Genomic DNA, 21,171 nt, shown 5'->3' with positions numbered 1-21,171 from the left:
GTGTCGGCCGCCCGGCGTGCACCGCGTCGGGCACGCCGGGGCAGCCTACCCGGTCAGGAGGGTCGGACCTCGACCCCGACGGTGAGGCCGGGGTCGGCCGAGGAGGCGCCGACGCGGACGGTCCTGCGGCCCGTTCCGAGGAGCCAGTCGTGCCGTGCGGTGTCCCAGGAGGACAGGGTGCGCGCGGTGACGTGGACGGTCACCCGTCGGCGTTCGCCGGCCGCGAGCTCCAGGCGGCGGTAGCCGGCGAGGGCGGAGACGGGCTGGTCGATGCCGAGGCCGGTGAGGTCCGGGGAGGGACCGACGTAGACCTGGGCGACCTCGACGCCGTCCCGCCGGCCGGTGTTGCGGACGGTGAAGGTGACGTCGAGTCCGCCCGCGCCGGCCTCTCCCCCGGGGCCGACGGTCAGGCCCTCGTACCGGAAGGTCGTGTACGAGAGCCCGTGCCCGAACGGGAAGAGCGGGGTGACGCCCTGCGCCTCGTACCAGCGGTGCCCGACGTGGACCCCCTCCCCGTACTCCTCCACCCCGTTCTCGCCCGGGTAGCGGCGCGGGTTCCCGGCCGTGGGGTGGCGGTCCTCGGCGGCCGGGAAGGTCTGGGTGAGGCGCCCGCCCGGGTCGGCGTCGCCGAAGAGGACGGCCGTGGTGGCGGCGGCGCCCTCCTGCCCGGGGTAGTACATCTGGAGGACGGCGGCGGTCCGTTCGAGCCAGGGCATGGTGACGGCCGACGAGGTGTTGAGGACGACGGTGGTACGGGGGTTGGCGGCCGTCACGGCCTGGATCAGGGCCTCCTGGTGGCCGGGGAGGGCGAGGGTCACGCGGTCCTGGCCCTCGGTGGCGTCCTCGTAGGCGAAGAGCACGACGCTGTGCGCGGCGCGCGCGGTCCGTACGGCCTCGGCCACGTCGGCGGCCCGGTCCGCCCCGGTCACCGCGCGGAGCCGGAAGCGCTGACCGGCGGTTCCGCCGCGGGCGGTGACCGTCAGCTCGTGCGGTCCGGCGGCGAGGCGCACGGTGGCGCGCCGGACGTGGAGTCCGTCGGGGGCGCGGCCGAGGAGACCGCCGACGAAGTACTCGGTGATGCCCTGCTTGACGGGGAAGAGCTCCGTGCCGTCGAGGGTGACGGTGGGGCGGGGCCCGCTGTAGTGGACGAGGAAGGTCCACTCGTCGGGGTCGGTGGCGGTGAGCGTGACCGTACGGGTCCAGGTGGCGTCGGCGGCGACGTCGACGCCCTCCAGGTCGAGGGCGGGTGTCAGCGGTGGCAGCGGCCGTCCGACGAGGTCCTCACCGACGGCGTACGCGACGGAGCCGCCCGCCCCGGCCGCCGCCTCCGCCCTGGCGCGGATCGCGTCCAGGGGGCTGGGCGCCGCGTCGGGGACGACATGGGCGCTGCCGCCGCCGCTGACGAACGGCACGGCCGCCGTGGGCCCGACGACGGCGAGGGAGCGGGCGGCGCGGGCGGTGAGCGGCAGCGCCGCGCGCCGGTTGCGCAGGAGGGTCGCGCCGGCGGTGGCGACGCGGAGGGCGAGCCTGGCCCCGGACGCGGCGTCCCTTGCCGGGCGCGAGGGCGTGTCGTCGAGGAGCCCGAAGCGCTCGCGTACGGAGAGGACGCGGCGTACGGAGCGGTCGACGGCGGCCTCGTCGATCCGGCCCGCGCGGACGGCGTCGCGGAGCGCGGTGCCGAAGCGGCGGCCGCCGGGCATCTCCATGTCGAGCCCGGCGGCGAGCGCGGGGCCGGTCGTATGGGTGGCCTCCCAGTCGCTCATGACCCAGCCGTCGAAGCCCCAGCGGTCCCGCAGGATCGCGGTGAGCAGGGTGGCGTTCTCGGTGGCGTGGACGCCGTCGACCTTGTTGTACGCGGCCATCACGGCGCCCGCTCCGGCGGCGACGGCCGCCTCGAAGGCGCGCAGCTCGGTCTCGTGCAGGGTCTGTTCGCCGGCGCGGACGTCGACGGTGGTGCGGTCGCGTTCCTGGTTGTTGAGGGCGAAGTGCTTGACGGTGGCGACGAGGCCCTCGGCCTGGATGCCGCGGATCTCCTCGGCGACGAGGTCGGCGGTGAGGAGCGGGTCCTCGGAGAAGGTCTCGAAGTTCCGGCCCGCGTACGGGGTGCGGATGAGGTTCGCCATCGGGGAGAGCAGCACGTCCTGGCCGAGGGCGCGGCCCTCGCGGCCGATGACCCGGCCGTAGGCGCGGGCGAGGCCGGGGTCGAAGGCGGCGGCGAGCATGACGGGCGCGGGCAGGGCGGTCGCGGTGCGGCGGACGCGGATCCCGGCGGGGCCGTCGGCGAGCCGGAGCGGCGGGATGCCGAGCCGGGGCACACCGGGGACGTGGCCGGCCTGGCCGAGGCTCGCGGGGTCGGTGGCGCCGTGAAGGAGGGAGACCTTCTCGTCGAGGGTGAGCCGGGCGAGGAGGTCGTCGACCCGACCGGCGAGAGTGACCGTCCGCCGGGACCGCGTTCCGGCCGCCGCCACGGGCGAGGCGACGGCCGCGAGGGCGGCACCACCGGTGAGGGCGAGCAGCAGCGCCCGCCGGGAAAGCCCCGGCCCGCGCCGAAGGGACCGGACGGCTGCGGCGGGTCCCGGTTCCACCGAGGCGGCGGGGTCGGCTGACGGTTCGTCGAACACGCGGCGGCTCCTCGGCACGGGGGTACGGGCCCGGCCCGGATCCGTCCGCGCCCTGACCGCACTATGCGCGACGGGATGTCCGTTTCCGCGTCGGCGACCCGGAACACGACCGCCCCGGCACCCGAAGGGGGGTGCCGGGGCGGTGCGCGGGGTGCCCGGTCAGGCGTTCGGGCGGAGGGTCCAGACGACGGTCATCTCGCCGGTCACGGCGCCGTCCGCGCGGGTGATGTCGATGCGTACCGGGAACTCCGGCCGCTGACCGGCGTCGAGTTCGGCGACGACCTCGGCCGCGGGGCGGCCCAGGGTCGCGGTGGCCGTGACGACGCCCATGGCCAGCTTCTTGTAGCCGATCTCGGCGCTGACGGCGAGCGGGACGGCGCGGCTCAGCTGGTCGCCGAAGGCCGCGAGCACGATCGCGCCGCTGGCGGACTCGGCCAGGGTGAACATCGCTCCGGCGTGCGGGCCGCCGACGTGGTTGTGGTAGGCGGGCTGGTCCGGAAGGCGCACGACGGCGCGCTCGGCGGTGGTCTCCAGGAACTCCAGGTTCAGGGTTCCGGCCATGGGGACCGTGGCGGCGAGCATCTCGCCGATGGTCATCTGGTCTGCGCTCATGGCCGTGATGTTACCCACCGGTAGCAGCCTTGGCCATCCCTCTCGTGGCTCCGCCGACCCCGCACCTCTATCGTTACTGGCCATGTGGCCAGGACAGCAGCCGCCCGGGGGCGAGCAGAACCCGCAGGACCAGAGTCAGAACCCGTACCAGCAGCCGGGGTACCCGCAGCAGAACCCTTATCAGCAGCCGCCGACGCAGCCCGGTTACCCGCAGCCGCCGACGCAGCCCGGCTATCCGCAGCAGCCCGCGCAGCCGGGCTACCCGCAGCAGGGGTACGGACAGCAGGGTTACCCGCAGCAGCCCGGATACGGGCAGCCGAACCCGTACCAGCAGCCGACCGTGCCGCAGTACGCGGTACCCGGGCAGGGGCAGGTGCCGGGGCAGCCCGGTGCGCCCGGTCCCGGCGGCCCCGGCGGCAAGAAGAAGCAGACGACCCTCATCGCGATCGTCGCGGCGACCGCCGTGGTCGTCGCGGCCGGCGTCACCGGTTTCCTCGTCCTCTCCAATGACGACGACACCAAGCCGGTCGCCGACGACAAGAAGCCGACCGCCACGGCGACGGCTTCCGGTCAGCCGTCCGGTCAGCCCTCCGAAACCGACGAGTCCTCCGCGCCGCCGATCGACAACCCGCGTGACGGCGCCGCGCAGCAGCCGACGATCCCCGGCTGGAAGGTCGTCCACAACCCCAAGTACGGCACCCTGTTCGACGTACCGCCCGAGTGGCAGGTGCTGAAGCCGGGGATGATCACGTACTTCGAGGACGAGAAGAAGGAAGGCGGCGCCCCGCTCGTCACGATGTCCAGCCCCAGCCGCCTCAAGAGCAACTGGTGCTCCTACGACGTCGACAAGAACGGCACCCCGGACACCTGGGGCCTGGCCACCGCGGGCACCAAGGGCGGCCAGGGCGCCAAGAACACGGCGGACGCCGCGCGCGGCGAGGCCGGCACGTGGGTGTGGGGCGGCTACGCGCAGCACATGCCCAAGAGCATCATCAAGATCTCCAAGCCCGTGCCGTACACGACGGCATCCGGGCTCAAGGGCAGCATGGCCACGGCCACGGCGCCGGGCGTCAAGAAGCGCAACAAGTGCGAGACCGACGGCAAGTCGATCGCCTTCACCTTCAAGAACGCCAAGGGCGACTTCTCGACCTGGGTCCTCTACGGACCCGACGGCGTCAAGGACGAGCTGCCGGACGCCACCATCAAGAAGATCCTGTCCACGGTCAGGCTCACCACACCGTCCTGACGACGGCGTTCGCCGTCCGGATATCGGTTTGGCAGGAGGGGGAGGCGACAGGGATAGTCCCGGAGTGACGAATCCCGCCGCCTCCCCCGGCCGTACCCCCTTCGCCTCCCGCCGCCCCGAGTGGGCGGGCCGCAACTACGTCCTGCTCACGGCCGCCACGGTCGTGACCAACCTCGGCGCGCACGGCGCGCTGATCGCCACCACGTGGGCGGTCTTCGAGAGCGGCGGCAGCGCGGGCGACGTGGGGCTCGTCGCGATGGCCCGTTTCCTGCCGCTCGTGCTCTTCCTGCTCATCGGCGGCGCGGTGGCCGACCGCATACCCCGGCACCGCGTGATGGTCGCCGCCAACGCCCTCAACTGCGTCTCGCAGGCCGTCTTCGCCGTGCTCGTCCTCTCGGGCGGGGCGCAGATCTGGCAGATGATGGTGCTCACCGCGCTCTGCGGCACCGGGCAGGCGTTCTTCAACCCGGCGGCCGAGGGCATGCTGATGACCAGCGTGACCGGGGAGCAGGCCGGCCGGGCGTTCGCCGTCTACCGGATGGCCATGCACGGCGCCGGGATCGGCGGCGCCGCGCTGGGCGGCGCACTGGTCGCGTTCGTCGGGCCCGGCTGGGTCCTCGCGATCGACGCGCTCGCCTTCGCCGTCGCGGGCGGGCTGCGCGCCTTCCTCGACGTGAGCGGCACCCCCGAGCGGGCGCCGAGCGGCGGGCTCTTCGCCGATCTGCGGGAAGGCTGGCAGGAGTTCGTCGGCCGGCCGTGGCTGTGGTCGATCGTCGCCCAGTTCTCGGTGGTCGTGGGCCTGATCGGGGCGGTCGAGGCGGTGTTCGGTCCGCTGGTCGCGAAGGACGAGCTGGGCGGCGCCCGTCCCTGGGGCATCGCCCTCGCCGCGTACGGCGTGGGGACCCTCGTCGGCGCCGTCCTGATGGCCCGGTGGAAGCCGCGCAGGCTGCTGTTCGTCGGCACGCTCTGCGTCTTCCCGATCGCGCTGCCCTCGGCGGCGCTCGCCGTACCGATGGACGCGGTGGGGCTCACGGTCGCGATGTTCATCAGCGGCGCGGCCATCGAGGTCTTCGGCGTCTCGTGGATGACGGCCCTGCACCAGGAGATCCCGGAGGACAAGCTCTCCCGGGTCTCCGCCTACGACTGGTTCGGCTCGACCGCCCTGCTGCCGCTGTCCACGGCGCTCGCGGGCCCGGCCGAGAGCGCGTTCGGCCGGAGCGAGGCCCTGTGGGGCGCGGCGGCGCTGATGGTGTTCGTCACCGCGCTGGTCCTGCTGGTGCCGGACGTACGGAACCTGACCCGCCGTACGCATACGAAGGAGGTCACGGGCACGGCCCCGGAGACCCTGAAGGAGAGCGCCGCCGCGACCGCGACGGCCGTCTCAGCCGATGCCGAAGGCGCCGTCCGGCGGAACGGGTGACGGTACGGCCCCCGAGTCCAGGACCGGTTCCGCGTTCCCCGTGAACCGGTCGAGCGTCGCCCCGTGCTCCACGCGCGCGGGGAAGGCGTCGGCGGCGGCCCGCCGGGCGAGGTGGGCGATGTCGATCTCCCGGCCCGAGGCGACCAGGACCGCGTTCCCGAAGCGGCGGCCGCGCAGCACGGCCGGTTCGGCGACGAGGGCCAGCTCGGGGAAGACGGCGGCGAAGGTGGCGAGCTGGGAGCGGAGGAACGCGAAGGGCGCCCCGTCGGCGAGGTTGGCGGCGTAGAGCCCGCCGGGCCTCAGGACCCGCCGGACCTCCCGGGCGTACTCGACGGAGGTGAGGTGGGCGGGCACCCGCGAGCCGCCGAAGACGTCGCCGACGATCAGATCGGCCGACGCGTCCGGCGCCGCCTCCAGCCAGAGCCGGGCGTCGGCGCCGTGCACGGTGACGCCCGAGCCCTCGGGCAGCGGCAGGTGCTCGGCGACGAGGGCGAGCAGCTCCCGGTCCGCCTCGACGACGTCCTGGCGCGAGCCGGGCCGGGTGACGCAGACGTACCGGGGAAGCGAGAGCGCCCCGCCGCCCAGGTGCAGGACGTCCAGCGGTTCGCCCTCGGCGGCGGCGCCGTCGACGACATGGGCGAGCCGGCGCGCGTACTCGAACTCCAGGTACGCCGGATCGTCCAGGTCGACGTACGACTGGGGTGCGCCGTCGACCGTCAGGAGCCACGCCTGCTCCCGGTCCACGTCGGGCATGAGGCGCGCGGTGCCCTGGTCGACCTCGCGGATGACGGGGATGTGCTCGTTCACGCTCTCATTGTGCCGGTGCGGTCGGCACCGTCCGGTACGGGCCGTCCTGTACGGCCGTCCCGCCGTCAGCCGAGGTTCTTGAGGGCCTCGCGGACGGACAGCGGGGAGAGCAGGGAGCGGTTGCCTGCCACGAAGGCGCGCACTTCGCCGGGGGCCGTCTTGCCGTACTCGCGCAGGCTCCAGCCGATCGCCTTGCGGACGAAGAAGTCGGGGTGCGCGGCGCGCCGCAGGCAGTAGGCGAAGAGCCGGTCGGCGTCGGTCGCGTCCTTGTAACGGAGCTGGTGGAGGAGCGCGGTGCGGGCGACCCACAGGTCGTCGTCCTCGATCCACTCGTCCATACGGGCCGCGAGGGACGGGTCGGCCGCGACGAGGCCGCCGACGACGTGGGCGGCGAGGTGGTCGACGGTGTCCCACCAGGAGACGGTGGTGACGAGCCGGCGGGCGACGGGGAGGAAGCCGGAGGAGCAGCGCTTCACGTGGCGGCGGAGGTAGTCGACGGCGAAGTAGTGGTACTCGCGCTCGGGGAGGGCGAAGCAGCGCAGGGCGATCGCGGCGCAGTCCTGCTCGTCGGGGCGCGGGGTGCCGTCGAGGACCGTGCGGGACAGGATGCGGCGCTCGGGGGTGCGTACACCGAGGAAGGGGGCGACGCCCTTCATGTACGCGACCATCTCCTGGGCCCGGAAGGGGTTCCCCGCGGCGGGGTAGACGGTGGTGAGCCGGTCGAGGACGGTGTCGGCGAGGGCGCTCTCGGGGACGTCGTCGCGGACGCTGCAGGGCGGCGCGGTGTCGGACGTGTCGGACGTGGTGGCCATCGGAGGTCTCTCTGTCACGGCGCGGTACGGGCTCCGGCCCGGACGGACATGACACACATTACGGCGATCATACGGACGCGTCCGCTACTCTCCCCGAATGCTCGCTCCCGTGCCCCGGCCGCCGGGCTCCCTCGCCGTCCGCTGCTCCCGGGCCCTGCTCTCGCCCCGTGCGCGGCTCTCGATGCTCGCCCTGCTGCTGCTCTGCGCGGCGGGGCTCGTGCTGCTGTACGAGCCGCAGCGGATGCTCTCCTCTGGCTGGCCGCAGCAGACGGACGGCGCGGGCGCGGTGATGCTCTTCGGCCTCGCGTACGGCGTGTGCACGGCGGCGTTCGTCCCGCGGCCGGTGCTCAATCTGGCGGCGGGCGCGCTCTTCGGCTCGGCCTTCGGTCTGACGGCGGCGGTCGCGGGGACGGTGCTCGGCGCCGGGATCTCCTTCACCCTCGGCCGCTTCCTGGGGCAGGACGCGCTGCGGCCGATGCTGCGGGGCCGCTGGCTGACGGCGGCGGACGGGCAGCTGAGCCGGCACGGCTTCCGCTCGATGCTGGCGATCCGGCTCTTCCCGGGGGTCCCGTTCGCGGCGGCCAACTACTGCGCGGCGGTCTCCCGGATGAGGTACGTGCCGTTCCTCCTGGCGACGGCGATCGGCACCGTGCCGAACACGGCGGCATACGTGATCGCGGGCGCCCAGGCGGGTTCGCCGGGGTCGCCGGCCTTCCTCTTCTCGGCGGGGTTCATCGTCCTGTCGGGTCTCGGCGCGGCGGTGGTGGCCTGGCGCAAGCGCCACGGTCTGCGGGCCCCGGCACCACTCACGGCTCCCGCTCTGGAGGAGCGGGAGCCGGTCGGTACGGCCCCGTAGTTCGATACGGCCCTCAGAGCGCCTCGACGATCATCGCGTTGGCGAGGCCGCCCGCCTCGCACATCGCCTGGAGGCCGTAGCGGGCGCCGCGGGCCCGGAGGGCGTGGACGAGGGTCGTCGCGATGCGCGTGCCGCTGGCGCCGATCGGGTGTCCGAGCGCGATGGCCCCGCCGTGGACGTTGACCCTGGCCGGGTCGGCGCCGGTCTCCTGCTGCCAGGCGAGCACGACGCTCGCGAAGGCCTCGTTGATCTCGAAGAGGTCGATGTCGGCGAGGGAGAGGCCCGCGCGGCGCAGGACCTTCTCGGTGGCGGGGATGACGCCGCTCAGCATCAGCAGCGGGTCGGAACCGGTGACGGCGAAGCTGTGCAGCCGGGCGAGGGGCCGCAGGCCGAGGCTCCGGGCGGTGTCGGCGGCCATGACGAGCACGGCGGACGCTCCGTCGTTGATCGGGCTGCTGTTGCCGGCGGTGACGGACCAGTCGATCTGCGGGAAGCGGGCGGCGAAGCCGGGGTCCTCGAAGGCGGGCCGGAGACCGGCGAGGATCTCCGGGGTGGTCGCCGGGCGCACGGTCTCGTCACGGCGGACGCCCTCGTACGGGACGGCCTCGGCGTCGAAGAGTCCCGCCTCCCAGGCGCGGGCGGCCTTGGTGTGCGATCCGGCGGCGAACTCGTCCATGGCCTCGCGGCCGATCGACCACTTGGCGGCGATGAGCTCGGCGCTGATGCCCTGCGGGACGAGGCCCTCGGGGTAGCGCTCGGCGACGCCGGGGCCGAAGGGGTCGGCGCCGGGCGGCACGTTGGACCACATGGGGACCCGGCTCATGGACTCGACCCCGCAGGCGACGGCGATGTCGTACGCCCCGGAGAGGACGCCCTGGGCGGCGAAGTGGACGGCCTGCTGGGAGGAGCCGCACTGCCGGTCGACGGTGGTGGCGGGCACGGACTCGGGGAATCCGGCGCCGAGCCAGGCGTAGCGGGTGGTGTTCATGGCCTGCTCGCCGACCTGGTCGACCGTTCCGCCGATCACGTCGTCGACGAGGGCGGGGTCGATGCCGCTGCGTTCGATCAGGGCGCGCAGGGTGTGGGAGAGGAGGGCGACGGGGTGGACGTGGGACAGGGCTCCCCCGGCCTTTCCCTTTCCCATCGGGGTACGGACGGCTTCGACGATGACGGCGTCACGCATGACCAACTCCTGAGTTGGAAAACTGGACCAACACTCATCGGTAACATAGCCCAGTGAGTTGGATTTTCAAACCCTCTTCGCCCCGCTGCCCTAGGCTGACCCCATGAAGGCCGCCCCCCGCCCCTGCTCGATCGCCGACACCCTCGCGCTCGTCGGCGAGAAGTACGCGCTGCTCGTCCTCCGCGAGGTCTCCCTCGGCGTGCACCGCTTCGACCGGATCGCGCGCAACACCGGCGCCCCGCGCGACATCCTCACCGCCCGCCTCAAGCGGCTCGTCGAGGCGGGGATCCTGGAGCGGGTGCCGTACAGCGAGCGCCCGCAGCGCTTCGAGTACCGGGCCACGGCCGCCGGCGAGGAACTCCAGCCCGTCCTGGTCACCCTCATGGCCTGGGGCGACCGCCACCTCAACGCGGACGACCGCCCCGTCGTCCTGGAGCACGACTGCGGCGAGGTCCTCAGCCCCCGGCTCGTCTGCGCCCACTGCGGCGGCGAGGCCGACCGGCGGAGCCTCAGCGCCCACGTCCGGGCGCCCGGGTGGACGGCCGCGGGACCTCGCGAGCCGTGATCCGGACCCCGTGAGCCCTGATCCGGACCTCGCGAGCCCTGATCACGAGAGCATCACGGACCTGACCACGGGCCCGTCACTTTGGGGCGGTACGCTGCGCTCGACCTTCTGACCGCACACGTACATAACGGGACGGCCCTAGCCCCATGAGTTGGTTCGAATCGTTCATCCTCGGACTCGTACAGGGGCTGACGGAGTTCCTTCCCATCTCCTCCAGCGCGCACCTCCGGCTGACCGCGGCCTTCGCGGGCTGGGAGGACCCGGGCGCGGCCTTCACCGCGATCACCCAGATCGGTACGGAGACGGCCGTCCTGATCTACTTCCGCAAGGACATCGCGCGGATCCTCTCGGCCTGGTTCCGCTCCCTCACCGACAAGGCGATGCGCTCCGACCACGACGCCCAGATGGGCTGGCTGGTCATCGTCGGCTCCATCCCGATCGGCGTCCTCGGCATCACGCTCAAGGACCAGATCGAGGGCCCCTTCCGCGACCTGCGGCTGATCGCGACCACCCTGATCGTCATGGGCATCGTCCTGGGCGTCGCCGACCGGCTGGCCGCGCGGGACGAGGCCGGCGGCCGCCACCGGGTCGTCCACGAGCGCAAGTCGCTCAAGGACCTCAGCGTGAAGGACGGCCTGATCTTCGGCCTCTGCCAGGCGATGGCCCTGATCCCGGGCGTCTCCCGCTCGGGCGCGACGATCTCCGGCGGTCTGCTCATGGGCTACACCCGCGAGGCGGCCGCCCGCTACTCCTTCCTCCTCGCGATCCCGGCGGTCCTCGCCTCTGGCGCGTACGAACTGAAGGACGCGGGCGAGGGGCACGTCTCCTGGGGCCCGACCATCTTCGCCACGATCATCGCGTTCGTCGTCGGCTACGCGGTGATCGCCTGGTTCATGAAGTTCATCACCACGAAGTCCTTCATGCCCTTCGTGATCTACCGGATCCTGCTCGGCATCCTGCTGTTCATCCTGGTCGGCGCCGGCGTCCTGAGCCCGCACGCGGGCGAGTCCGCGGGCTGACGGTCCCGGCCGTCAGCCCTGGTAGGGCACCCGGGCGATCTCCTTGATGCCGCCCAGGGTGCCCCACTCGTTCTTGCCGAGCCGGGTGAGCGGGCGCATGCGGGTCATCTCGGGGTGGCCGTCGGTCATGACCGACTCGTCGACCGCCGCGTGCACGACCCGGCCGAAGACCACCGTCGAGTCGCCGATCCGCACCGTGCTGTGCAGCTCGCATTCGAGTGCCACCGGCGACTGAGCCACGCGCGGCGGCTTCACGCGCAGGCTCTGCTCGCGCGCGACCCCACAGGCGTCGAACTCGCTCACCCCGCGCGGGAAGTCGGTCGCCGTGGCGTTGATCTGCTCGAAGAGCCCTTCGGGGGCGAGGTTGACCACGAACTGGCCGGTCTCCTCCACGTTCCGCAGCGAGTCCTTTCGTCCCACCGACGTGAACTGCACGACCGGCGGCGTGACCGAGGCGATGGTGAAGAAGGAGTGCGGGGCGAGGTTGTCCGTCCCGTCGGCCGAGGTCGTGGAGACCCAGGCGATCGGCCGGGGTACGACGGTGGCCGTGAGCAACCGGTAGAAGGAGGTCCGGTCGGTCGTTTCGGGATCCATGTGCACGCGCATGCCGGACAGTATGACGGCGCCCCGGAAGCCACCGCCCGCACGCCCCTTGGCGCCGGGCCCCCGCTGCCCGAGACTGAACCGATGACGCAGCGCGTGGACCTCGCGACCGTGATGGACCGGCTCGCCCTCGACGACCTCATCACCGGCTACGCGGCGGCCGTGGACGATGCCGACTGGGCCGGCTACCGGGCCCTGTTCACCCCGGACGGCCGGGCCGACTACCGCGGCTCGGGCGGGATCGAGGGCCCCGCGGCCGAGGTCGCCGACTGGCTCGCCGAGACCATGACCCTCTTCCCCGTACGCCAGCACCTCATCGTGAACCGACGGGTCCTCTTCCGTGAGGCGGGCGGGTACCAGGAGTCCGGCGACGGCGCGGACGTCCGCGCCGACTACGTGAACCCGATGCGCTTCGCCACCGGCGAGGACTTCATCTGCGGCGGCCGCTACGCCTTCACGGCGCTGCGCACCGCCGACGGCTGGCGGCTCCGCTCGGTCGTCGTCGACGAGCGGTGGCGCCGGCACTGACGGCGGGACGCGCGGGGACCGGGCACGTCCGACACTGAAGGCAAGGGCGGGAGGCCGCCATGAGCATGCCGTTCGTGAACCGCGACCGGGACCGCGAGCCCGTACCGGGCCGGGGCCGCTTCCCGGTGCCTTGGCACGGGTTCGTGCGCTCCCTGCTCGCCGTCGTCTGCGGTGCGCTCCCCGCACTCGCCTTCCCCGCGCCCGGCCTCTGGTGGTGGGCGTACCTGGCGCTCGTCCCGTGGCTGCTGCTGATCCGTACGGCCCCGGGGGCGCGCCGCGCGGCGCTGGACGGCTGGCTGGGCGGGGCCGGGTTCGTGCTCGCCGTCCACCACTGGCTGCTGCCGAGCCTGCACGTCTTCCTCCTGCCGCTGGCCGCGCTGCTCGGGCTGCTGTGGGTGCCGTGGGCGTGGCTCGTGCGCTCCCTCCTCTGCGGTGTGCCGTCACCGCCGAGGGCCGTCGCCGCCCTGCTCGCGGTGCCCTCGGGCTGGCTGCTGATCGAGCTGGTCCGTTCCTGGGAGGGGCTCGGCGGGCCGTGGGGGCTGCTCGGCGCGAGCCAGTGGGAGGTGCCGGCGGCGTTGCGGCTCGCCTCGGTCGGCGGGGTGTGGCTGGTGAGCCTGCTCGTGGTCGCGGTGAACACGGCCGTGGCGCTGCTGGTCGCGGTGCCGGGGCCGCGTGCCGCGGGGGTCGCGGGGCTGCGTGCCGCGGGGGTCGTAGGGCTGCGTGTCGTCGGCGTCGCGGGGCTCGTGGCCTGCGCGCTCGTGGCGGGTGCGGCGGCCTGGGGTGTCGGGGCGCCGAGCGAGCACGGGACGGTGCGCGTGGCCCTCGTACAGCCCGGGGTGTTCGACGGTCCGGACGGGGCCGAGCGGCGGCTCGCCCGCGCCGAGGAGCTGACCCGTTCGCTCGCGGGGCAGCGGCTGGACCTGGTGATCTGGGGCGAGAGCGGCGTCGGCGCCGATCCGGCCGGACGGCCCGAGCTCGCCGCCCGGCTCACCGCCCTGGCGCGGGCGGTCGACGCGCCGCTCCTCGTGAACGTGGACGCGCGCGGCGCCGATCGCCCGGGCATCTACAAGAGCGCCGTCCTGGTCGGCCCGGCGGGGCTGACGGGTCAGCGCTACGACAAGATGCGGCTCGTGCCGTTCGGCGAGTACGTCCCCGCGCGCGGCGTCCTGGGCTGGGCGACCTCGGTCGGCCGGGCGGCACAGGAGGACCGGCGGCGGGGCACCGAGCCGGTCGTGATGACGCTGCCCGCGGCGGCGGGGTCCGAGGGGCTGCGGATCGGACCGTTGATCTGCTTCGAGTCGGCCTTCCCCGACATGAGCCGGCGGCTCGTCCGGGACGGCGCCGGACTCCTCGTCGTCCAGTCGTCGACCAGCACCTTCCAGGAGAGCTGGGCGCCCGCCCAGCACGCGTCCCTGGCGGCGCTGCGGGCGGCGGAGACGGGCCGGCCCGTCGCGCACGCCACGCTCACCGGGATCAGCGCCGTGTACGGCCCCGACGGCCGCCGGATCGGGCCCGTCCTCGGCACGGACGCGAGCGCCGTCGCCGTACGGGAGCTGCCGCTCTCGACGGCGACGACGGGCTACGTCCGGTGGGGCGACTGGCCGTTGTACGGGGCGTTCGTTGTGGTGGGTGCCGTGTGCGCCGCCGAGGGCGCGGGCGCGCTCAGGAGGCCTGGATCAGGGCCTCGCGGACCACGCGCTCGCACAGCTCGTGGGTCAGCAGGGCGTCGCGGGCGCTGAGCACCCGCCCCTCCCGTACGGCGTCGAGGAAGGCGAGCACGGCCTGCTCGATGCCGCGCTGGCGGGCCACGGGCACCCAGTCGCCGCGCTTGCGGACGGTCGGCTGGCCCTTGTGGTCGATGACGTCGGAGAGGTTGAGGACCTGGCGCTTGGTGTCCTGCCCCGAGACCTCCAGGATCTCCTCGGTGGAGCCGTTCAGCCGGTTCATCATGCCGATGGCGGTGAAGCCGTCGCCGGAGAGCTGGAGCACGACGTGGTGCATGAGCCCTTCGCGGATCCGGGCGCGCACGTCGACGTGCTCGATCTCGCCGGGGACGAGGAAGCGCAGGGTGTCGACGACGTGGATGAAGTCGTCGAGCACGAGGGTGCGGGGGTCCTCGGGCAGGCCGATGCGGTTCTTCTGCAGGAGGATCAGCTCGCGCGGGTGCTCGGCGCACTGGGCGTAGGAGGGGGCGAGGCGCCGGTTGAAGCCGACGGCGAGGCTGACCGCGCGCTTCTCCGCGAGCTCCACGATCCGCTCGGAGTCCTCGTACTCGTAGGCGAGGGGCTTGTCGACGTACGTGGCGACGCCCGCTTCGAGGAGGCGGCCGGCGATCTCGGCGTGGGCGGCGGTCGGGGCGTGGACGAAGGCCGCGTCGAGTCCGGCGGCGAGCAGCGAGTCGAGGTCGCGGTGACGCTGCGCGGCGGGCAGGTGATGGACGTCGGCGACCCGGTCCAGGGTCGCGGCGGTGCGGGTCTGGAGGTGGAGTTCGACCCCGGGGAGGGTGGCGAGGACGGGCAGGTACGCCTTCTGCGCGATGTCGCCGAGTCCGATGCAGCCAACCTTCACGGGGTCTCCCTTGTCGAGGTGTTCGTGTCGTTCGTGTCGTTCGTGGCACTCGTGTCACTCGTGTCCACAGGCCCCTCTCGCGCGGGCCGTTCGCGCCGGTCAGCTTACGCGGGACGGGCCGGTGCCACCGGCGGCCGCCAGTCGGCGATGCCGTCGAAACCACGCAGGACGAGGCCCGGACCGAAGCGGGAGACGGCGCCGACGAGTGCCGAGCGCAGGGCGACGGCGGGCCGGGCGGAGAGGAGCGTGACCGCGCCGGTGCGGGCGGCCTTGCGCCCGATGGCGGTGGTGCGCGGCAGGCGGTCGGCCGTGTAAGCGGCGAGCGCGCGGCCGGGGTCGAAGTCGGGTCCGGAGCGGGCGTGGTGGGCGAGGACGACGGCGTCCTCGACGGCCTGGTTCCCGCCCTGGCCGAGGCTCGGCATCATCGCGTGCGCGGCGTCGCCGAGGAGGGCGACCCGGCCCCGGTGGAAGGCGGGCAGCGGGTCGGGCAGGTGGTGGACGTCGTGGCGCAGGACCTGGGCGGGGTCGACGGCGGCGAGGATCTCGGGGACGGGGTGGTGCCAGTCGCCGAAGAGGCGCAGGAGTTCGGCCTTCTCGTCGTCGGCGGCGTGGGCCCCGGCGGGGGCGGTGGCCATGGCGTACGCGTAGATCCGGCCGTCCTTGAGGGGCTGGGTGCCCCAGAGGCGTCCGGCGCCCCAGGTCTCGTGCGGGGCGAAGGGCCGTGCGGGGGCGGGGACGACGACCCGCCAGGTGGTGCAGCCGGCGTACCGGGGTCCGGGGTGCCCGGGGAAGAGCAGGTGCCGCGTCGCGGACCGGATGCCGTCGGCGGCGACGACGAGTTCGGCCTCGGTCTCGCCGTCCGGGGTGGTCAGGCGGGCGGGGTGCCGGTCGTCGCCGGGATCGGCGAGGACGGCGGCCGCTCCGGTGCGGACGGTGCCGTCGGGGAGCGCCGAGGTGAGGATCTCGACGAGGGTGGCGCGGTGGAGGAGGACGAGCGGTCCGCCGAAGCGCGCGGCGGCGGCCCGGGCGTCGGTCCGGGCGAGCCAGCGGCCGTCGGGGGTCCGCATGCCGCCGTCGCCCTGCCACGCGGCGAGGGCGCGGACGCGGTCGCCGAGGCCGATGACGTCCAGGGCGCGCTGGGCGTTGGGGGCGAGGGCGATGCCGGCGCCGACGGGCGTGAGGTCGGCGGCGCGCTCCAGGACGGTGACCTGCCAGCCGTTGCGGTGGAGGGCGACGGCGGCGGTGAGCCCGCCGATTCCGGCTCCGACGACGACGGCACGGTGCTGCTGTTCCATGGCTGCTCCCCGGAGTCCGTAACTACAGGTGTAGTGAGTCGACATCGCGACCGTACTACAGGTGTAGTCGGGCCGGTAGTACGTTGTCCCCATGAGCGCACCGACCGCCGACTCCGCGGACACCCCCGCTTCCCCCGCTTCCCCCACCTCGCCCGCCTCGCCCGCCTCCTCCGCCTCCCGCGCCGAGCGGATCGGGGACGCCGCCCTCGACCTCCTCGTCGAGCGCGGCATGCGCGGCCTGACGCACCGCGCCGTGGACGAACGGGCCGGGCTGCCGCAGGGGTCGACCTCCAATCACGCCCGCACCCGCCAGGCGCTCCTGGAGACGGCCGTGCGCCGCCAGGTCCACTGGGAGGCGCGCGTGCTGACTCCGGACGAGCTGCCGGGCGCCGGCGGGACGGAGACCCACCATGACGCCGACACGCCCCCGACCGCCGGCGCACTCGTGGACGCCCTCGTGGACGCGTTCGCCCTCGCCCTGCACCGCTACCTCACGGACCACCGCGCGCTGCTCGTCTCCCGCTACGAGCTGGCCCTGGAGGCCACCCGCCGCCCCGAGCTCCGCGCCTTCTTCGACGCCGCGGGCTCCGCCTTCCACGGACCGCTGGTCGCGGCGATGACGGCGGCCGGCTCGCCGGAGCCCGAGCGGCACGCGCTCTCCCTCGTCGCCTGGTGCGAGGGGCTGATGTTCTCCTGCGCCGCTGGTTCCTTCCACGCGGCCGTGCCCAGCCGGGCGGAACTGCGCACCGGCTTCGACGAGTTGCTGCGGGGCATGCTCGGCCCCCGCTAGACCGCGTCCCACGTCCCGTGTCCCGCGTCCCGGGGACCGGAGCCGGGCGGGAAAGCGCTGGCGCGGTCGGTGATCATGGGGGACGATGCCGCGCATGACCACCGAACGCACCGATTCCGTCCCCCGCGTCGACCCGTCCACCACCTCGGGCGAGCGCGAGGCGCTCGAGCAGTGGCTCGACTTCCATCGCGCGACCCTCGCGATCAAGTGCGAGGGCCTCGACGACGCCCAGCTGCGCACCCCGTCCGCTCCGCCGTCCGACCTCAACCTGCTGGGTCTCGTCCGGCACATGGCCGAGGTCGAGCGCGGCTGGTTCCGCCGCGTTCTCTCCGGTGAGAAGGCGGACTGGATCTACTCCACCAAGGAGGACCACGACCGGGACATCCACGCCACGGACGAGGACACCTACGAGGAGGCGTACGCGACCTGGCAGGCCGAGATCGCCCACGCGCGCACCTTGGCCGCCCCGCACGGCCTCGACGACCTCGGCGTCGGCGAGCACCGCACCGGGGAGACCTTCAACCTCCGCTGGATCTACCTGCACATGATCGAGGAGTACGCCCGCCACAACGGCCACGCTGACCTGCTCCGGGAGCGGATCGACGGCGCCACCGGCGACTGAGCAGGTCAAGGCGGGGCCCGCGACGGCTCACCCGTGCGGGGCATTCCCGGCCGGTAGGGGCGCGAAGATCGCCGCCGGACCAGCAGAGTGGCGCGGTGCATCGAACCCGAACCACAGCGAAGATCCTGGTCGGGGCGGCGGTCGCCGCCCTGGCGGGCTGCGTCCCGGTGGACGCGCAGCCGCCGGCGCCCGCGCCCGCGGCGGAGTCCTCCGTCCTCCCCACCCAGGAAGCGGCGCCGCAGATGGTCGAGGGCCCGGCCCGCGAGGCCCTCGAAGCGGCGCTTCCCGCTCCCCCGCCCTCCGCCGCGCCCCAGGGGTCCGCCGCGCCCCGCGCGACGCCCTTACCCGCCCCCGCGGCCGATTCCGTACCCGAGCGGCACCGGCGGACGGCGGCCCCGCCACGCCCCTCGCCGCCGCGCCCCACCGCCACCCCCCGGCACCGCGAGGTGTCGCGCCCGGAGCCCTGGCCGGCCGTGCCGGAGCTGCCGGGACTCGCGGAGCTGCCGAAGGAACCGCCGCGCTCCCGGGCGGACGTCTGCGACCTGGGCGAACGGTACGGGGGCTGGGACCCGGGCAGCGATCAGGCCAGGATCTGCCACGGCACGTACGGCCGGTGAGCCGCCGCGGCATCCAGACTCCCGGTCACATGCTCCGGAGCCGCACGTCCAAGCGCTCGATCGCGGCCCGCACCCCGTTCCCGTAGCCGTCGTCGTCGAGCGTGTCCGACGCCGCGCGGGCCCGGTCCAGGTGGACCCGCGCGGCGTCCGGCCGCTGGAGCTTGACGTAGTCGGCGGCGAGGTTGAGGTGGAGCGACGGGTACAGCGCGCGCAGTGCGACCGCCGAGCCGTGCTCGGCGAGCCGCTCGTCCGCGAGCTCCCCGGCCGCGCCCAGTGCCCGCAGGTCCCAGGCCAGCTCGGCGTCGGGGTCGTCCTGGGCGTCGGCCATGTAGTGGGCGAGGGTGCAGCGGTGCAAGGGGTCCCCTTCGGGACCGATCTCCTGCCACAGCACCCCGAACCGGTTGCGGGCCTCTTCGCGGTCGCCGCCGTGCAGCAGCATCGTGGCCTGCCCGATCCTGGTCATGACCCCGTCGTCCGCCGCCTGCTGCTGCTCGGTCACGCCGACCTCCACCCGCTCACCCATTGGGAGAGCCGACGCTAGCCGCACCCGGACCCGATCCGGCCGAGGCTCAGCCGAGGTCCGGAACGCGCCAGTCGATCGGGTCGTGTCCCTGGGCCGCGACGGCCGCGTCGATCTGGCCGAAGGGGTGCGAGCCGAAGAACTTCTTCGCCGACAGGGGCGAGGGGTGGGCCCCCTTCACGACGACGTGCCGCTCCTCGTCGATGAGCGGCAGCTTCTTCTGCGCGTAGTTGCCCCAGAGGACGAAGACGGCGGGGTCGGGCCGCGAGGCGACGGCGGTGATCACCGCGTCGGTGAACTTCTCCCAGCCCTTGCCCTTGTGCGAGTTCGCCTCGCCGGAGCGGACCGTCAGGACCGCGTTGAGCAGGAGGACGCCCTGCTCGGCCCACGGCATCAGATAGCCGTTGTCCGGGATCGGGTGGCCCAGCTCCGCCTGCATCTCCTTGTAGATGTTCCGCAGGGAGGGCGGGGTCTTCACGCCGGGCCGGACGGAGAAGCAGAGGCCGTGCCCCTGCCCCTCGCCGTGGTAGGGGTCCTGACCGAGGATCAGGACCTTCACCTTGTCGTACGGGGTGGCGTCGAGGGCTGCGAAGACCTCGTCCTTCGGGGGGAAGACCGGTCCCCTGGCACGCTCCTCCTCGACGAACTCGGTGAGCTGCGCGAAGTACGGCTTGCGCAGCTCCTCGCCGAGAACACCCTGCCAGGACTCGGGCAGCATGCTGGTGTCGGTCATGGTCAACAACCTCCGGTGGACGTTCCTGTTCTACGTCCCAGAACCTACCGGGGGCCACTGACAGTGACCCCCGCAGGCCGCCCACCGGGGCCGGTCACGGGCTACCAGCTGGCGCGGCGGTGCAGCTCCCACAGCTGCATGACCGTCTGCGGGTCGAGCGCGCGCTCGGCGCCGCCGATGTCCTCACCGGCCGCGATGTACAGCTTGCCCTGCCACAGGGGCAGCAGGCGGACGTCCTGGACCAGGATCTCCTGGGCCTCCACGAACTCGTCCGTGACCGTCCCGCGGTCGCTCTCGCGGCGGGACTTCGGGAGCAGCTCGCCGGTGATCCGGTTGCTCTCGTAGGGCGTGCCGAGGACGTTCTCCTTGCCCACGAAGGGGGCGACGAAGTTGTCCGGGTCCGGGAAGTCGGGGAACCAGCCGCGCCCGAAGACCGGGTACTCGCCCTTCTGGTAGCCCGCCTGGAACTCCTTCCACGGCTTGCCGTGCAGCTCGACCTTGAAGAGCTTGGACGCCTCCAGCTGGCGCTTCAGCTCGGTGAACTCGGCGGCCGTCGAGGAGCCGTACCGGTCGGTCGTGTACCAGAAGTCCAGCTCGACGGGTTCTTCGATCCCGGCGCTCTTCAGGATCTTCTTGGCCTTGGAGACGCTCGGCGTGCCGTAGCGGTCGTAGAACTTGGTGGTGTGCGCGGCGATGCCCTTGGGCACCATCGAGTACAGGGGCTCGGCGGTGCCCTGGTAGACCTTCTCGACCAGCGCGTCGCGGTCGACGAGCTGGGCGATGGCCTTGCGGACGGCCGGCTTGGCGACCGAGGGGTCCTGGGTGTTGAAGACCAGGTAGCGGATGTCGGCGCCGGTGGACTCGACGATCTGGAGGCGCTTATTCTCCGGCTTGTCCTCCTGGAGCGCGACGACCTCCTCGGCGCTGAGGCCGCGGTAGGTGGCGTCGATCTCGTCCTTCCGGAGCGCCGCGACCATCGCCGCGGAGTCTTCGTAGTACCGGATCGTCGCGCCGCCGTTCTTGCGGGCGGCGAACCCCTTGTAGGTCGGGTTCTTGGTCAGCTCGGCCGTCTTCCGCTCCTCGTAGGAGTCGAGGACGTACGGGCCGGAGCCGACGAGCTTGCCGTCCGTGCGGAGCTTGTCCGCCGGGTACTCGGCCGGGTCCACGAGCGACATCGCGGGGGTCGCGAGGACGAACGGGAAGGTGGCGTCCGACTTGTTCAGGCGGAAGACGACCGTGCGGTCGCCGACGGTCTCGATCTTGCCGAGCGAGCCGAGCATCCCGTTGGGGCCGCCCTTGTGGTTGATCGTGCGGATGCGCTCGATCGAGTACCGCACGGCCTCGGCGTCCAGCTTGTGCCCGTTGGAGAACTTGAGGCCCTCCTGGAGCTTGCACTCGAAGATCCGGCTCGACGTGTCCGTGAACTTGCAGTCGGCGGCGTCGGACTGCGGCGCCGTGCTGCCTGTCGGGAAACTCACCAGGGTCTGGAAGACATTCCGGAAGAGCTCCCAGGAATTGTCCCAGGCCGCGGCCGGATCAAGCGTGGTGGGAGAACTCATCGTACCGATGACGATTCTCTGATCCCCGGCGGATTCGCTGTCCGAAAAGACACCGCATCCGGCCACCAGGGATATGGACGCAAGGGCTGCAGCGGCCTGCAGACTGGTCCGGTTGAACACGTGCACGCTCCTCGTTCAGCCACGGGTCGGCCGACGATACCGCAGCACCCCGTCAGGTCAATCTTTGAGCCTGAC

21 protein-coding genes are annotated in these 21,171 nt (G+C 73.3%); 10 read left to right on the top strand and 11 right to left on the bottom strand.

The features are described 5' to 3' along the window. Nucleotides 1-53: 53 nt before the first annotated feature. Nucleotides 54-2,621 carry a beta-glucosidase gene (locus tag ACZ6K0_RS26635; protein WP_469232554.1) on the bottom strand — a complete coding sequence of 856 codons (2,568 nt, stop codon included), beginning with the start codon at nucleotides 2,619-2,621 and terminating at the stop codon, nucleotides 54-56. 159 nt (nucleotides 2,622-2,780) lie between these two features. After that, nucleotides 2,781-3,218, bottom strand: coding sequence for a DUF4442 domain-containing protein (locus tag ACZ6K0_RS26630; RefSeq protein ID WP_376397298.1), 438 nt, complete (start codon nucleotides 3,216-3,218; stop codon nucleotides 2,781-2,783). A 97-nt stretch (nucleotides 3,219-3,315) separates the two neighbouring features. Here ACZ6K0_RS26630 and ACZ6K0_RS26625 point away from each other — a divergent pair, with 97 nt between their 5' ends. Together ACZ6K0_RS26625 and ACZ6K0_RS26620 are read left to right on the top strand one after the other, a co-directional pair. Next, nucleotides 3,316-4,479 (top strand): DUF8017 domain-containing protein, encoded by a 1,164-nt coding sequence (locus tag ACZ6K0_RS26625; RefSeq protein WP_469232555.1) that lies wholly within the window; start codon nucleotides 3,316-3,318, stop codon nucleotides 4,477-4,479. A gap of 64 nt (nucleotides 4,480-4,543) precedes the next feature. Beyond that, the gene (locus ACZ6K0_RS26620; protein ID WP_376397001.1) at nucleotides 4,544-5,899 is read left to right on the top strand and encodes an MFS transporter; all 1,356 of its coding nucleotides are present in this window, start codon (nucleotides 4,544-4,546) and stop codon (nucleotides 5,897-5,899) included. Here the strand turns inward: ACZ6K0_RS26620 and ACZ6K0_RS26615 are convergent. Further along, a complete protein-coding gene (locus ACZ6K0_RS26615) occupies nucleotides 5,861-6,706 on the bottom strand; it encodes a spermidine synthase (protein WP_376397004.1) in 846 nt (281 codons plus the stop codon). The genes ACZ6K0_RS26620 and ACZ6K0_RS26615 overlap by 39 nt on opposite strands. 65 nt (nucleotides 6,707-6,771) lie before the next feature. Beyond that, a complete protein-coding gene (locus ACZ6K0_RS26610) occupies nucleotides 6,772-7,518 on the bottom strand; it encodes a DNA alkylation repair protein (protein ID WP_469232557.1) in 747 nt (248 codons plus the stop codon). A gap of 97 nt (nucleotides 7,519-7,615) precedes the next feature. Between ACZ6K0_RS26610 and ACZ6K0_RS26605 the strand changes: the two genes are divergently transcribed. Continuing rightward, the gene (locus tag ACZ6K0_RS26605; RefSeq protein ID WP_469232559.1) at nucleotides 7,616-8,374 is read left to right on the top strand and encodes a TVP38/TMEM64 family protein; all 759 of its coding nucleotides are present in this window, start codon (nucleotides 7,616-7,618) and stop codon (nucleotides 8,372-8,374) included. A gap of 13 nt (nucleotides 8,375-8,387) precedes the next feature. Here ACZ6K0_RS26605 and ACZ6K0_RS26600 read toward each other — a convergent pair whose 3' ends face one another. Beyond that, a complete protein-coding gene (locus tag ACZ6K0_RS26600; protein ID WP_469232561.1) occupies nucleotides 8,388-9,557 on the bottom strand; it encodes a thiolase family protein in 1,170 nt (389 codons plus the stop codon). 103 nt (nucleotides 9,558-9,660) lie between these two features. On the opposite strand from ACZ6K0_RS26600, the gene ACZ6K0_RS26595 reads away from it, so the two are divergent. Beyond that, a complete protein-coding gene (locus ACZ6K0_RS26595; RefSeq protein WP_376397015.1) occupies nucleotides 9,661-10,122 on the top strand; it encodes a winged helix-turn-helix transcriptional regulator in 462 nt (153 codons plus the stop codon). Between the two features lie 146 nt (nucleotides 10,123-10,268). Beyond that, nucleotides 10,269-11,141 (top strand): undecaprenyl-diphosphate phosphatase, encoded by an 873-nt coding sequence (locus ACZ6K0_RS26590; protein WP_376397017.1) that lies wholly within the window; start codon nucleotides 10,269-10,271, stop codon nucleotides 11,139-11,141. 12 nt (nucleotides 11,142-11,153) lie between these two features. Here ACZ6K0_RS26590 and ACZ6K0_RS26585 read toward each other — a convergent pair whose 3' ends face one another. Further along, on the bottom strand, nucleotides 11,154-11,747 hold the full coding sequence (locus ACZ6K0_RS26585; RefSeq protein WP_469232564.1) for a flavin reductase family protein: 594 nt from the start codon (nucleotides 11,745-11,747) through the stop codon (nucleotides 11,154-11,156). 81 nt (nucleotides 11,748-11,828) lie between these two features. Here ACZ6K0_RS26585 and ACZ6K0_RS26580 point away from each other — a divergent pair, with 81 nt between their 5' ends. Together ACZ6K0_RS26580 and lnt are read left to right on the top strand one after the other, a co-directional pair. Then, nucleotides 11,829-12,272 carry a nuclear transport factor 2 family protein gene (locus ACZ6K0_RS26580; RefSeq protein WP_376397023.1) on the top strand — a complete coding sequence of 148 codons (444 nt, stop codon included), beginning with the start codon at nucleotides 11,829-11,831 and terminating at the stop codon, nucleotides 12,270-12,272. 59 nt (nucleotides 12,273-12,331) lie between these two features. Continuing rightward, complete coding sequence (gene lnt, locus ACZ6K0_RS26575) at nucleotides 12,332-14,011, top strand: apolipoprotein N-acyltransferase (RefSeq protein WP_469232566.1); 1,680 nt, start codon at nucleotides 12,332-12,334, stop codon at nucleotides 14,009-14,011. On the opposite strand, the gene ACZ6K0_RS26570 is transcribed toward lnt, so the two are convergent. Further along, entirely contained in the window at nucleotides 13,935-14,840 is a 906-nt protein-coding gene (locus ACZ6K0_RS26570; protein WP_376397029.1) for a Gfo/Idh/MocA family protein, read from the bottom strand. The two genes, lnt and ACZ6K0_RS26570, sit on opposite strands and share 77 nt — an antisense overlap. 104 nt (nucleotides 14,841-14,944) lie before the next feature. Then, on the bottom strand, nucleotides 14,945-16,135 hold the full coding sequence (locus ACZ6K0_RS26565) for an FAD-dependent monooxygenase (protein ID WP_469232568.1): 1,191 nt from the start codon (nucleotides 16,133-16,135) through the stop codon (nucleotides 14,945-14,947). A 91-nt stretch (nucleotides 16,136-16,226) separates the two neighbouring features. Between ACZ6K0_RS26565 and ACZ6K0_RS26560 the strand changes: the two genes are divergently transcribed. The 3 genes from ACZ6K0_RS26560 to ACZ6K0_RS26550 all read left to right on the top strand — a co-directional run bounded on the left by ACZ6K0_RS26560 (nucleotide 16,227) and on the right by ACZ6K0_RS26550 (nucleotide 18,164). Then, complete coding sequence (locus tag ACZ6K0_RS26560; RefSeq protein ID WP_469232570.1) at nucleotides 16,227-16,925, top strand: TetR/AcrR family transcriptional regulator; 699 nt, start codon at nucleotides 16,227-16,229, stop codon at nucleotides 16,923-16,925. A gap of 94 nt (nucleotides 16,926-17,019) precedes the next feature. Beyond that, nucleotides 17,020-17,547 (top strand): DinB family protein, encoded by a 528-nt coding sequence (locus tag ACZ6K0_RS26555; protein ID WP_376397038.1) that lies wholly within the window; start codon nucleotides 17,020-17,022, stop codon nucleotides 17,545-17,547. A gap of 95 nt (nucleotides 17,548-17,642) precedes the next feature. Next, nucleotides 17,643-18,164, top strand: coding sequence for a hypothetical protein (locus tag ACZ6K0_RS26550; RefSeq protein WP_376397040.1), 522 nt, complete (start codon nucleotides 17,643-17,645; stop codon nucleotides 18,162-18,164). A 25-nt stretch (nucleotides 18,165-18,189) separates the two neighbouring features. Here the strand turns inward: ACZ6K0_RS26550 and ACZ6K0_RS26545 are convergent, their stop codons facing one another. From ACZ6K0_RS26545 to ACZ6K0_RS26535, 3 genes are all read right to left on the bottom strand, one after another. Next, entirely contained in the window at nucleotides 18,190-18,663 is a 474-nt protein-coding gene (locus tag ACZ6K0_RS26545) for a hypothetical protein (protein ID WP_376397043.1), read from the bottom strand. 70 nt (nucleotides 18,664-18,733) lie between these two features. After that, entirely contained in the window at nucleotides 18,734-19,417 is a 684-nt protein-coding gene (gene ung / locus ACZ6K0_RS26540; RefSeq protein WP_376397046.1) for a uracil-DNA glycosylase, read from the bottom strand. A 101-nt stretch (nucleotides 19,418-19,518) separates the two neighbouring features. After that, the gene (locus tag ACZ6K0_RS26535) at nucleotides 19,519-21,096 is read right to left on the bottom strand and encodes an ABC transporter substrate-binding protein (protein ID WP_376397049.1); all 1,578 of its coding nucleotides are present in this window, start codon (nucleotides 21,094-21,096) and stop codon (nucleotides 19,519-19,521) included. Nucleotides 21,097-21,171 lie beyond the last annotated feature (75 nt).

Source organism: Streptomyces sp. NPDC042346 (assembly GCF_055581845.1).
This window is presented reverse-complemented; position numbering and strand designations above follow the sequence as displayed.